We start from the raw sequence: 13,294 nt of genomic DNA, 5'->3' as shown, positions 1-13,294 counted from the left end.
CTATGGAATTTTTAGAGCTAGCATAGGATGGATGGGATAACTGGGATGGAGGGAATAATGGGAAGTTCGATTTAACATACTGAATCGGTGACCAATAAGACTCCCCGTTTTTGGGTGGTTAAGTATACTTTGAGTCCCTTTTTTGAATGAAACGTTTTTTCTATGATACGCTCAGTACTCACTTCTGCTGGTTCAACAAAGTTGTGAGAATGGAATGATCATTAACCACTGAAAGAATCTGTGGAAAAGCAGAACTGCATAAATCGTAATGGATTGGATGGATTTTTAATGTCTATAAAAAAAACAGTTTATGAGAAACTATGTGACTTGGCCGGGAATCTCTGGTGGAGTTGGCAGCCTGATGTGACGCAGATTTTTCATCTGATTGATCCGGAGAAATGGTCTGAACTCGATCATAATCCAGTTTTATTACTGAAAGAGTATTCTCCAGAACAACTGGAAGACAAACTTAGTAATCTCAGTTTGCATTCCCGTGTGAATGTTGCCTATCGCCGTTGGCAGGAATACATGGAGCGATCGGATACGTGGGGTTCAACGAATGCCACAATTCTGGGACACCGCTGTGCCGCCTATTTCTCGGCTGAGTTTGGGATTCACGAATCATTACACATTTATTCCGGCGGTTTAGGAGTGCTGGCGGGTGACCATCTGAAAAGTGCCTCTGACCTTGGTCTGCCTCTCGTGGCTGTCGGATTGTTTTATGGAGAAGGGTACTTCTCTCAGCATATCGATAAAGAGGGTTGGCAGCAGGAGTCTTATACCGAAGCAAAAACGAGTCACTTGCCAATTTCACCAGCCTTCACGCCAGAGGGGAAACCGGTTGTGATTTCAGTCGTCACACGCACCGGTGAAATCTTTGCCAAGGTGTGGCGGATTGATGTCGGACGCGTTGCCCTCTATTTACTCGATACTGACATTTCTGAAAATAGTGAAGAAGATCGACATTTGACCGCACGGTTGTATGGTGGCGATCAGCGAACGCGTATTCGCCAAGAGATCATGCTGGGAATCGGTGGTGTGAAGGCTCTGGAGGCCATCGGAATTGAGCCAAGCGTCATTCACATGAATGAAGGGCACTCGGCATTTGCTCCCTTGGAGCGTGTACGCAACCGAATGCATGAAGATGGATTCTCTTTTGATGATGCGTTACGCGATGTTGCTGCTGCCTGTGTCTTCACAACACACACTCCCGTTCCGGCAGGTCATGACCGGTTTGACCCGGGTCTGGTCGAAGAACATGTAGGACCGTTGGGGGATCAACTGGGCTTGGATCACCATGCGTTGATGAGCTTAGGCCGAGTCGATCCTCAGAATGAAGGAGAAACTTTTTGTATGACCGTGCTCGCCTTCAAATTGAGTCGTCTGGCGAACGCGGTATCAAACCTGCATGGAGTCGTGAGCCGTCGTATGTGGGCCTCTTTGTGGCCCTGGCGAAGTGAGGAAGAAATTCCGGTCGGTCACATTACAAATGGCGTTCATATGCCAACCTGGTTGGCTGCGCCGATGCGTGTGATCTACGACCGTGTATTGCCGACTCAATGGTATTACCATACAGGGGAGTCAAATGTCTGGTCTGGAATTGAAGAGATTTCCCCCGGAGATCTTTGGGAAACGCATCAGTCATTAAAAAATCGTCTGATTATTTATGCTCGTGAATCATTGGTCAAGCAGGCACATCGACGAGGTAATTCTGAGAGCGAAATCAGCCACTTGAAAACCGCTTTGAATCCAGATGCGTTGCTGATTGGTTTTGCGAGGCGTTTTGCCCCTTATAAACGTGCCGACCTTGTGATGAAGGATATGGATACATTTCTCAAGATTATTGAGGATTCAGATCGGCCGGTACAATTTATCTTTGCGGGTAAGGCACATCCTGCCGACGAACGAGGTAAGCAGATTGTGCAAAGAATATTCAAATTAACACAAGAGCCACCGTTCCGTGGAAAAATTGTGTTGCTTGAAAATTATGACATCAATCTGGGACGACATCTCGTTCAAGGGGTTGATGTCTGGCTGAACAACCCGCGTCGTCCACTTGAAGCATCCGGAACCAGTGGGCAGAAAGTGGTATTAAACGGTGGGCTCAACTGTTCTATTCTGGATGGATGGTGGGCAGAAGCCTTCGATGGTCAAAATGGTTTTGCCATTGGTAAAGGACGAACACACGTCAATCAGGAAATCCAGGATGATCGAGATGGTCTTAATCTGATGAAAGTGTTGAACGAAGAAGTCATTCCACTTTATTATGACCGAAATGAGGATGACCTTCCCCTTGGTTGGATTTCCCGAATGAAGCGAGCCATTCGAACTTTAGGCTGGCGGTTCAATGCAGACCGGATGGTGATGGATTATGCAGAAAAAATGTACCTGCCTGCAGCCGGCGGACTTTCAAGCCAAATCAAGGGAGACGCTTCGCTCTAAGATCGACGCGTAAAGAGTAGTTACGCGTTACAATCGTCATAACGGTTACAGGAGATGGATTTGTCATCTTTCCTGTGGCCGTTTTTTTTGTGTCATTTGCTCCAGAATGGAGTTGAGCAAGGGTTACTTGATGAATTCTAGAAACATCGGGATTCACTGCTCAAACTACGAGCTAACTTTTAAGCGTAATGACTTTAAAAGTAAACTCTGGTGAGTTTTAGACTTGTACTCTCGGCCCCGCAACAAAAGTTACCAGCAGTTTCAATCAATGGCTGATCAAAGCATTCTGTGTATGATATTTGCCTGTAGTGAATTCCACAAAACGCAGGTGGACAGATTGAGTTGATGTGAAGGGGCTTTTGATCACAGTTTGTTCGTTTCAGATGAAAGCGTTTTCCCAATGAGTTCAGCGACAGCAGGCCAATCGAGTATGCCCTTTAAAAGTGCGATCCCTCAGGGAGAGTTGTCGGATTTGGTCAAAGGGTACATGGATGTCGAAATATGGCGCTCAACAGGTTGGCTGACTCGGCTTGATCTGGATGAACCACGAGTCGACGTGCGTTGTTTATCTGAACGAACTCGACTTTGCAAACGAATACTCGATATCATAGTCTCTTCAATCATGCTGATAGTTCTTTCTCCCTTACTGTTGATTCTGGTGATTGTCGTCAAGCTCAGCTCTCCGGGACCTGCGATTTTCAAGCAGACCCGAGTCGGCTTAAATCTGAGAAATCAAACGAAAACTGATCGTCGCAAGGAACAACTTGATCTGTCTGAAGTCGGAATTGCCACTGATCGTCGAACGCATGCTGATCGTCGTGATGAAACAGGCTATGGGATGCCCTTTACTCTGTATAAATTTCGCACGATGACGGTAGATGCCGAAAAGAATGGTGCTCAGTTTGCTGTCCAGGGCGATCCACGAGTGACGCGGCTGGGACGCTTCATGCGAAAAACGCGATTGGATGAGCTTCCTCAACTTTGGAACGTACTCAAAGGGGAAATGACCTTAGTTGGTCCGCGTCCCGAACGTCCGGAATTCATCGAAGGTTTGAGCAAGGAAATTCCCAATTATCTCAATCGTCTTGGTTTGAAGCCGGGACTGACAGGAGTGGCTCAAATTGTGAACGGGTACGATAACAATGTGGAAGGCTTTCGCAGAAAAGTCTCGCTGGACTTGATGTACTTACAAAACTGCTGTTTTTGGAATGACTTGAAGATCCTGTTTCGAACGATCCGTGTCATCCTGACTGGTAGTGGTGCGTTATAAGAATTCGACGTTGAGTTACTGTCCTTCCTTTTGGATTGTCTAATTCATTTCTATTGCGATCTTGCAGTCAATTTTCGCTCCGATGATTTCTTTATTGCTTAGTGTATTTGAAGTCATTTCCAGGCGTTTCCTTGCTTTGCAGAGAGGTTCCTGATAGTCTTGAATCTGTGGAGAGCGAGTCAACAAAGGGTTTTTGCAGCGTCGAAGTCAGTCGGCGCGAGGTCCATTCATGTTTGTTTGGCTCGGATTAAAAAGGAACGTCAGCGTACGCAGGTTGGTTAGCCTGCTGGTACTGTTTGCTTTGTGCGCCTCATTCGTTCCCCTGCCAACCAGCTCGAAATCACCTCTTAAAAAAGACCAATCGACGCCTTATCCCTGCCAGAACCGACCTTGTGGCTGTCGCTCTGCGGAGCAGTGCTGGAAGAGTTGCTGCTGTTTCAGTAACAAGGAAAAAGTTGCTTGGTCTAAGGCAAATCGTGTCACACCTCCAACTTATGTGATTGCTGCAGCAGAGAAAGAGGCTACTGAATCTGTGTGTCAGACCGAGGGATGTTGCACGAAACAAAAAAAATCTTCCCAGCAGGAAATTGTCGTAGCGAGTTCAGAGAATTGCTGTACCTCTTCAGATGAACCAGAGAAAACAACTTCTTTTGAAGTTTCAGCTGAAGAGAATGAAACTTTTTTTGTCATTGGAGTATTCGCTCAGAAGTGTCAGGGACAGGGGCTTTTCTGGAACAGCCTGCCTTGGGCAATTTTGCCTGAAGTTCAAGCAATGGTCTCCTACTCTGATCTTGTGGTGTGGACGCGTCCCACTTCTACCACAGCTCCACGATCCGCGGCAGAACCACCTGAACCACCGCCTCGCCTGATGGTGAATTCCACCACTGTTGCCTGAATCCGCCCGGGCTCTAAATTCCAGTGCGCTGCTGCGCGCTGAGAACCAAGCTTTCGGATTGGCGTGCGGCTTGTGCTAGTACGCTTACGGTGGGACGCGGCTCGCTCTCCACAAAGATGGGTTAAGACCTGCTGTGAGCGTGCTACCACCGGCCGCATCGACCTCGCGGAGACAGACTGCTGACTACTTTTTAAAAGCTCTCGTTCACTTCTGCGCGAAAATGGCGCGCGGCTAGTTGGAACATACGAACTTTACTATTTGATATTTGCGAGGAACACAATGTTATTTCCTATGAGAGGTTTTCGGCGTGGGAGCCGAGGTTTCACTTTAATAGAACTGTTGGTGGTGATAGCCATCATTGCGATTTTGATTGCGTTATTGCTGCCTGCTGTGCAACAGGCGCGGGAAGCTGCCCGACGTGCTCAATGTAAGAATAATATGAAACAGATTGGGCTGGCGATTCATAATTATGAGAGTGCCTACACTGTGTTTCCCGGGCTGTCCTCAGCAAGCACGTATGGCTATTCGGTTCAAGCGCGGATTCTCCCTTTTGTTGATCAGGCAAACTTACAGAATTTGATCGATTTTGAAGTTCCACTGATGTTGGGATCGGGGGGCAGCCAGTCCCTGAACCCGGTGCATACTGTCGTCGCGGGCCAGGTATTACCATTATTTCTTTGTCCGAGTGAGCCGGAATCGCCCATTTTCCAAAATGCCAATACAGGAAATGCTCAGTTTGCCGGGACGAATTATGTGGTCTGTACTGGTGATGGAACAGACACAAATTACGACACACGCGCACAAACGAATGGAATGTTTTTTATGGGATCGGCCAGCCGATTTCGGGATCTGACTGACGGCTCAACGAATACATTGATCCTTTCAGAGTCACTGATGGGGAACAAGTTGGACGGCAGTGGTCTAGTCTCTGACCCTCAACGCCAGATGGCCCGATATCGAGGTGGCGGATTGGGAGCTCCCGGTGAAGGCTTCACGAGTGCGCCGGGACATAATCCGGATATTGCCGCAGCTGCCGCAGCCGCCGGGAACTTTGACGGTCGTGGACGCGGTTCCTGGATCTGGGGTCGCGAGCACATGACGACATTCAATACATATATGACGCCAAATCCTCAAACTCCCGATGTGCATCGTAATGGATACGGATGGTTTGCTGCACGCAGCATGCATGTGGGTGGTGTGCATATCGGCCTGGGTGATGCCTCGGTGCGATTTGTCAGTAACAATATCGATCTTAATCTCTGGCGTGCACTCGGCACCAAAAATGGTGGGGAAGTGATTGGTGAGTTTTAGCAGGTAAGATTAAACCTGTTATTCAAAAACCTAAGCAAGGTAATCTTAAATTCCATGTTTCCAGGAGAAACTGAAATGAATAGAAATTGTTTCAAACCGGGACTGACAAGTTGGCTAGTTACCATTCTGTCTGCCGGTATCGTATGTTTTGCTTGTGTACTCTGCATAGCAGAAGAGACACCATCTGAAGATTCAAAAATACAACGTTGGCCCGCCTTTCAGGGGGCAGGAGCGACCGCGATTGCCGCTGAATCCATACCGCTTATCTGGTCTCCCCAGGAAAATATTGCGTGGCAGACTGAGTTTCCCGGTAAAGGACAGTCGAGTCCGGTGATCTGGGGAGATCGTGTCTTTGTGACTTCGATTGAAGGGGCAATGAAAAACGACTGTCACGTTGTTGCCTTGGATCTTGCAACAGGGAAGTTGGTCTGGGACTTCAAAACAGCATCTTCACAACCGGTGCGTGCCAATTATTTTCAAAGCCGTTCTGCTCCGACTCCCGTAGTTGATGCGAGGCACATTTATGCTTTTTTTGAAACCGGAAACCTGGTGGCGCTGGATCATGCGGGCAAGAAAATCTGGTCTCGCTCGCTGACCGATGATTATGGTGAATTTGAAGTGCGGATCGGCTTGGCCGCTTCTTTGACACAGACTGCAGACACAGTTGTTGTATTGATTGATCACGAAGGCCCCTCCTATTTACTGGCTGTTGATAAACAGACTGGCAAAACGAAATGGAAAACCGAACGTTTCAGCCGACAGAGTTATGCATCGCCCACAGTATTAAAGGTCAATCAGGCAGATCAGATTGTCTGTAGTTCAAGTGGCAGCATTGATGGTTACGACCCGACAACTGGTAAGCAGTTGTGGACGTTTGAAGAAGTCGGCGGCAACAGGGCCTGCACGCCGACTTCTTTTGGTGATGGCAAGTTTCTCATCAGTGCCTCACCTGGCATGCATGATGAGCGGCTGGCTGATGCCAAGAAATCGAACTTCGCCATGCAGGTGAAACGGGTGGGAGAGGAGTATCAACAGAAGATACTCTGGAAAACGAATAAAGCGATGCCTTCATTCGGTTCGCCAATGGTACATCAGGGATTGGCATACTGGGTGAATAAAGTCGGTGTTGTTTATTGTTTTGATGTCGCCACAGGCAAGCAGGTTTACATTAAACGTTTACGTCAGCCTTGCTGGGCAACACCATTCGGACTTGGTGACCGTATCTATTTTCCTGGCAAGGATGGTTTAACAACGGTGATCGCTGCAGGACGTGAGTTTCAGGAACTTGCTCAAAATGAACTGTTTGATGGCGCTACTGCAGCCGGAGACGCTGATCTTAAACGGCGTGAGGAAGCAGCTCGCAAGCCGCGCTCAACACAGCGATCTGAACGAAACTCTGGAGGACGGCCGCGGACACGTAACGGATTGATTTTTGCTGACCCGGTCCAATACGGGTATGCTGCAGTGAATGGATCGCTTGTCATGCGGACAGGCAGCAAATTGTATTGCATTCGGAAACTGGTTTCCGTTGACCGTCAAGAAAAAACGGTGAAGGTCAGTTCCAGGGAAGGAGACTCTCAATGAGCGATCACCTGAGAATCATTGTGATGATGACTTTTATTATTGGTGTCAGGAGCAGCCTGTTGTGGGCTGCTCCTCCCCTCGATTTTGAAGCGGCACCGATCAACTACAGCGATGCGACTCCTCAGAATGTCATTACCGAATTACAGAAAGAATTGAATGCAAACCGAAAGACATGGAAGTTTGCTGACAATTTTGGGTATCTGCTTCCGTTACTCAAGGAGTTGAAAATTTCTGTCTCTTCACAGATGTTGACGTTTGGGAAAACCAGCATGCAACGTCCCTTAATTGGAAGGGAACGGCCACGGTCTATTTACTTTAATGATGAAGCCTATGTTGGCTATGTTCAGGATGGGCTGATTGAGATGATAGTTTCCGATGAAAAGCTGGGACTGGTGTTTTACACACTTGAACAAACTCCAGCAAAACCTCACTTTCAGCGACAGGTGGCGCGCTGTATGACCTGCCATTCTTCAACACGCACAAAGAATGTTCCGGGACTTTTAGTGCGATCGATGTTTGTTGATCCTGAAGGTTTGCCGGTTCTCTCAGCGGGAAGCTTTCGCACAGACCACTCCAGCCCCTTATCCAAACGCTGGGGAGGCTGGTATGTGACGGGAACACATGGCGAAACACCGCATATGGGAAATTTCCATCTGCCATCATCAAAGCGGCCCAAAAAACCTGTCGTCAACAGGACCGGTGTGAATGTTAAAGATCTGACAAAACTGACCAATGTGGCTGCTTATCCTGCTCCTCATAGTGATCTCATAGCATTGATGGTCTTTGAACATCAAATTGATTCCCAGAATTTTATGATTCGAACGAACTATGCATGGCAGATTGATAAGCACCGTGGTGAAGAGCTGAAAGAGGATGCGGTTTGGAAATCAGAGGCCGAGCAGCTTGTTAAGCACCTGTTGTTCGTGGGTGAAGCACAGCTCAAATTTCCGATTCAAGGCACATCGGCTTTTGCAAATGAGTTCACCGGACGCGGCCCTTTTGATTCACAAGGTCGGTCTCTGAGGCAGTTTGACTTACAGCAGCGACTGTTCGCGTTTCCGTGTAGCTATATGATTTATTCTGCGGCGTTTCAATCTTTACCATTACCGGTTCGTTCCCACGTGTATGAGCGACTGCACCAGGTTTTAAAGGGAACTGATCGGTCGAATGAGTACGCGGGTCTATCGCCTTTTGATCGTCAGAATTTGTTATCGATTCTTCCCGAAACAGTACCAGAATTAAAACAGGTGTGGGAACGTTTGCCTTTATTAGAACCAGAGAAGTAAGTTGCGATTCATGCTCGTTTACTAATGATAGATTTTCATCTCTATCGATCGCTTCAAGATCGAGTAAAATGGGACTTGAATCGTGTATGAGCCATTTGAAGTATCAGAGTTGTTTTACTGTTGAGTGATTTCAATGTGTGATCATCTTCAATGGCGTGAATGAGTCAAGCGTTGATCGGCACGCGATACGAGATGAAACACCGATGATGCTAACCTGAAATGTCGCGAAATGTCTGTGATGCGGTTCGATAGCAGCAAAAAAACGACTGATGATTTTGAACGTCTTTAATTTGTTCATTGTACAAAATGAAAAAACAACTGGTTTTTGATAGTGCTGAGATCAACAGGGGCAACCATTTTCACTGTCTGGAAAACATTCCCACGCGCGCGACGCAAATCGCGCAGTTTAAGGAGGTGCAGGAGTAAGTCAAGAAATAAAAAAACGACCTGAATACAGGTCGTTTTCGTGAATTTCAATATTCCTGAATTTGTCAATCACAATTTAGGATGGGAATCATCGCGAGACTGACACGTGTTTGATCAGGAATCGTTCTCGGGATAGTGGCTGAGGTTCAGTGTGTTAGCGGGAACCATTTTTTCTTGTTTGGTATCCCAGCCCATCATGTGACCGGATCTCCAGGACTCATTTGCCATGTTGACAGCGACAACACCTGCTAACCCTAATTCACTGGGGCAATTCAATTTTTCACCGTTGCGTAAGTGATTTTGCAGATTCGTATGATGCAGCTTCGTATCTTCTGCACCAGACTTTTTATGCTCTGCCAGAACCTTACCATCTTTATCTTTGGCGACCCAGCCAGATGAAGTGAAGTAGAGTGTGCCACGATAGCCTCGAATGAGGTGGTCGATGCCGACACGGTTACTCATCGTCCCGAGAACATAGACCGTCATGCCGCGTGGGTACTCACAAATCATTTCAAAGTTGTCTGGCAGGTTGCGATCATCGCGCCATTGCCAGATACCTCCCATACCCACAACACGACGTGGATAAAGCAAATTACAGGCTTTCATAATACGCGTGATGCGGTGGATGAAGAGGTCAGTACAAATCCCACCCGAATATTGAGAGTAGTTTCGCCACTCATAATAATGATGTGGATTCCAGTCTGTTTTCGGAGCCTTTCCGAGCCAGGCATTCCAGTTCAAATCGGCAGGCTTCGGTTCATCATCCTTCAGACCGGGACGACGCCACGGGCCCTGTGATCCATAACGCCGAACGTACTCTATTTGCGCTTGAACGACCTGGCCAATAACACCTTGTTCGATTGCTTTCGCGGCAGAGCTGTAGGAATCATCAGACATGCCTTGTACGCCGACCTGAATCGGGAGCTTGGTCGCTTTCTGTTTTTTGATGACCGCCTGTGCTTCTGGAATACTGTGCGTCATTGGTTTTTCACAATAGACGGCTTTACCAGAATCCAAAGCATCGATTGTCATCTGCGCGTGCCAATGTTCCGGAGTCGCAATCGTGACATAGTCGATGTCTTTGATTTCCAAAACTTTTTGATAATCAGAAAAAGCATGTTTGGCTCCCGTTTTTTCTTTGCCTTCGTCAGCGCGCTTTTTCCAGCAGTCAGCGACTGCGATAGCTTCCAGATTATTCTTTTCGCGAATCGCATTGAACGTATTCATGTGGGCATTTGCCATTCCTCCAGCGCCAAGGAAACCGATGCGAATCCGGTCATTGGCGCCGAGAATACTTCCATAGCTTTGTGCTGTCCAAGCCAGGCCGGCAGCAGCGGTACTACCAGCTTGGAGAAAAGTTCGACGAGTCACTTCAGAGGAAGTCTTTTTCTTTTCAGAACTCATAAGTACCAATCCTGTTTCTATATCTAATTAGAATAATGGGAGCAAATTAGGGAAGCTCTTTGATGCGCATGTTTTTAAACTCAATTTTGGCACCATGACCACACAGACAAATATGTCCTTTGTCTCGTTTCAAACCGGGGTGCTCCTTGCCATCAATCGTACCGTTTTTCTTAGCATCGGCCATATCGAAATCGACAATGGTCGTTCCGTTCAAAACCACTTTCAGCTTATTTCCATCAACCATAATTTCCTGGGAATTCCATTCACCCACTGGTTTGAGGTGCCCTCGCTTCGCTGGTGCGGTTCCATATAATGAGCCATGATACTGATAATTTTGTAACTTGGCATATTTTTTCGCGGTATCGTCGAGGATTTGAATTTCTTTACCTGCATAGGCGGGGCTGGTTTTAGGTTTGAGAGGAACATGAAATCCAATACCATTATTGGCTCCGGGTTCCAGTTTGAAATCAAATCGCAGAATAAAGTTTTTGTATTCTTTGTTGGTAAATAAATTACCACCACTTTCCTTTTTACTGATGAGCATACCGTCTTTGGCGTAATAACCATTAGTGGCACCTTGCCAGCCATCTAATGATTTTCCATTGAAGATACTTACAAAATCGCTATCACAATGCTCTTCAGCAATCAGATCAGCGGGTTGAGTGACACAGAAACAGGCACTCATAAATAAACAGAGTGTAGTGAAACTTTTAACAGAAAGTTGAAACATGGCATTGATTCCTTGATATACAGCAATTGAAAGTGACTCAGGTAGGAAACCCTGTGATATTTAGGGATCTTAAATAAGGTGTGTCAGCTTGAGCATACCAAAGGGAGATTACCAGAATCAATGGAAAACAGAGTGAAAGCAGTGGGTTTTTTGTTTGAGCTGATTTTGATTAAAATCAGCATCATACATCAAATTTGATTTTAGGATTTGTATTACAGGGAAGATGAACGGTTATGAAAATTGAAAATGAAACAGGGGCTGATGTTGCAACACTGCGCTGGATCGGTGGAACAGATGGATATCTTCAGATGATCGACCAGACCTTACTTCCAACTGAGTTTCGAGAGATTGAATGCCGCACCGTTGAGACCGTTTGGGAAGCAATTAAAAAGCTTCGAGTTCGCGGAGCGCCCGCAATTGGAATCGCCGCTGCTTACGGAGTGATATTGGGACTGCAGACCGTTGCTGGTTCAGACCGTGGCCGCTTTGATCAGAGATTGAAAGAGGTTTCGGAATACTTAGCGGGAAGTCGACCCACGGCTGTCAACCTGTTCTGGGCACTCGAACGATTGCAAAAACTGGCCGATCTTTCTCCAGAACTTTCCGGCGGTGAAATGCATCAGCGTTTGTTGGATGACGCACTGAAGATTGAGCAGGAAGATTTACAGATGTGCCATAAAATTGGTGAAGTGGGAGCCAGATTGCTGGCAAAAGGGGATGGTGTTCTCACACACTGCAATGCAGGGGGGCTGGCAACTTCAGGAGGTGGTACTGCGCTCTCTGTTTTCTTTGAAGCGGCGCGACAGGGAAAAGAAATTCACGTGTATGCAGATGAAACCAGACCGTTGCTACAAGGAGCACGCCTGACAACCTGGGAGCTCATGCAACGCGAGATACCGGTTACTTTAATTAGTGATTCCATGGCTGGTTGGGTGATGCAGGAAAAGAAAATCCAGGCAGTAGTTACCGGTGCAGATCGTATCGCCGCCAATGGAGACGCTGCGAATAAAATTGGAACTTACTCGGTAGCCTTATTGGCGCATGCGCATGGAATTCCTTTTTATATCGCTGCACCTTCCAGCACATTTGACCTGAGTTTAGAGAGTGGCAATCAAATTCCGATCGAAGAACGTCTTGCTGAAGAGATTACGAATGGATTTGGCAAACAGACAGCCCCCGAAGGTGTCGATGTTTACAATCCTGCCTTTGATGTGACCCCTGCGAAGTATATCAAGGGAATCATCACAGAACAGGGTTTGATTCAGCCGGTTACGAAAGAGGAAGTTTCTCGCGTGCTTTCTACTGCTGACGCTTGATTCTGCCAACGCTGAGTATCACCGATGATTAATATCTCGGAGCTTGACTGAGTTCTGGGCTTTGGATCTGGATCGGCTGTTGCTGAAACTGTTGTTGTGGTTGAAACTGCTGCTGGTATTGAACGGGGACCATCACAGGTTGTTGTTGATAGTAGGAAGTCTGCCGCTTGAGGGCTTCCTTTCGTTGCTGAATTCGTTCCAGATCCTTCTCTCGCCGAGGAAGTGCATAGTTCTTCCAGGCAGCTTGTTCCTGGTATCGATTCCAGAAATGTTGTGAATAAGTAAGTTGTGGGGTGATTCCCCATCCCGCAGCCACCTGACTTTGTGAGAGAACGTGTCGGTAATTATAGGGCCTGAAAAAATGATAGCCGCTATAAGGTGAAATTTCCTGAAAATATCCATGCTGCCAGGGGTGTTGTGAATCGAAGGGATATAACTCGTCTCCAAAGATTCCACCAGTGACTCCGCCGCTCGTAACGGGGCCATCTGTCGTTGGATAATAAGCTCCGCCAGGAATCTCGGTGGCACCATAATAGGCCCCATTAGAAATCGCAGGATCTCCACCGAGGGCAGCTGTAATGGCAATCGCAAAAAAAGTCGTAGACATATCCGAAATTCCTCTACGTCACT

10 protein-coding genes are annotated in these 13,294 nt (G+C 47.1%); 7 read left to right on the top strand and 3 right to left on the bottom strand.

The window, feature by feature from the left end:
• Window positions 1-288: 288 nt before the first annotated feature.
• The 6 genes from glgP (at window position 289) to V202x_RS10705 (ending at window position 8,788) form a co-directional block, all read left to right on the top strand.
• Window positions 289-2,442: an alpha-glucan family phosphorylase gene (glgP, locus tag V202x_RS10730; RefSeq protein WP_145174189.1), complete on the top strand. Its 2,154-nt coding sequence runs from the start codon at window positions 289-291 to the stop codon at window positions 2,440-2,442.
• Window positions 2,443-2,842: 400 nt separating this feature from the next.
• On the top strand, window positions 2,843-3,712 hold the full coding sequence (locus V202x_RS10725; RefSeq protein WP_145174186.1) for a sugar transferase: 870 nt from the start codon (window positions 2,843-2,845) through the stop codon (window positions 3,710-3,712).
• A 229-nt stretch (window positions 3,713-3,941) separates the two neighbouring features.
• Window positions 3,942-4,607: a hypothetical protein gene (locus V202x_RS10720; RefSeq protein ID WP_145174183.1), complete on the top strand. Its 666-nt coding sequence runs from the start codon at window positions 3,942-3,944 to the stop codon at window positions 4,605-4,607.
• A gap of 279 nt (window positions 4,608-4,886) precedes the next feature.
• Window positions 4,887-5,918, top strand: coding sequence for a DUF1559 domain-containing protein (locus V202x_RS10715; RefSeq protein WP_232098937.1), 1,032 nt, complete (start codon window positions 4,887-4,889; stop codon window positions 5,916-5,918).
• A gap of 75 nt (window positions 5,919-5,993) precedes the next feature.
• Window positions 5,994-7,502 carry a PQQ-like beta-propeller repeat protein gene (locus V202x_RS10710; RefSeq protein ID WP_145174180.1) on the top strand — a complete coding sequence of 503 codons (1,509 nt, stop codon included), beginning with the start codon at window positions 5,994-5,996 and terminating at the stop codon, window positions 7,500-7,502.
• Window positions 7,499-8,788, top strand: coding sequence for a hypothetical protein (locus V202x_RS10705; RefSeq protein ID WP_145174177.1), 1,290 nt, complete (start codon window positions 7,499-7,501; stop codon window positions 8,786-8,788). Before V202x_RS10710 ends, V202x_RS10705 begins: the two co-directional genes overlap by 4 nt.
• A 540-nt stretch (window positions 8,789-9,328) precedes the next feature.
• Here the strand turns inward: V202x_RS10705 and V202x_RS10700 are convergent.
• Window positions 9,329-10,618 carry a Gfo/Idh/MocA family protein gene (locus tag V202x_RS10700; RefSeq protein ID WP_145174174.1) on the bottom strand — a complete coding sequence of 430 codons (1,290 nt, stop codon included), beginning with the start codon at window positions 10,616-10,618 and terminating at the stop codon, window positions 9,329-9,331.
• A gap of 46 nt (window positions 10,619-10,664) precedes the next feature.
• Window positions 10,665-11,348, bottom strand: a complete 684-nt coding sequence (locus tag V202x_RS10695; RefSeq protein WP_232098936.1) for a DUF1080 domain-containing protein — start codon at window positions 11,346-11,348, stop codon at window positions 10,665-10,667.
• 233 nt (window positions 11,349-11,581) lie between these two features.
• Between V202x_RS10695 and mtnA the strand changes: the two genes are divergently transcribed.
• Window positions 11,582-12,664: an S-methyl-5-thioribose-1-phosphate isomerase gene (gene mtnA, locus V202x_RS10690; protein WP_145174171.1), complete on the top strand. Its 1,083-nt coding sequence runs from the start codon at window positions 11,582-11,584 to the stop codon at window positions 12,662-12,664.
• A 28-nt stretch (window positions 12,665-12,692) separates the two neighbouring features.
• Here the strand turns inward: mtnA and V202x_RS10685 are convergent, their stop codons facing one another.
• A complete protein-coding gene (locus tag V202x_RS10685; protein ID WP_145174168.1) occupies window positions 12,693-13,271 on the bottom strand; it encodes a hypothetical protein in 579 nt (192 codons plus the stop codon).
• Window positions 13,272-13,294 lie beyond the last annotated feature (23 nt).

Source organism: Gimesia aquarii (genome assembly GCF_007748175.1).
In the GTDB taxonomy this organism is placed as follows: Bacteria; Planctomycetota; Planctomycetia; order Planctomycetales; family Planctomycetaceae; genus Gimesia; species Gimesia aquarii_A.
The sequence above is the reverse complement of the archived record's forward strand: the minus strand, read 5'-3'. Positions and strand labels throughout refer to the sequence as shown.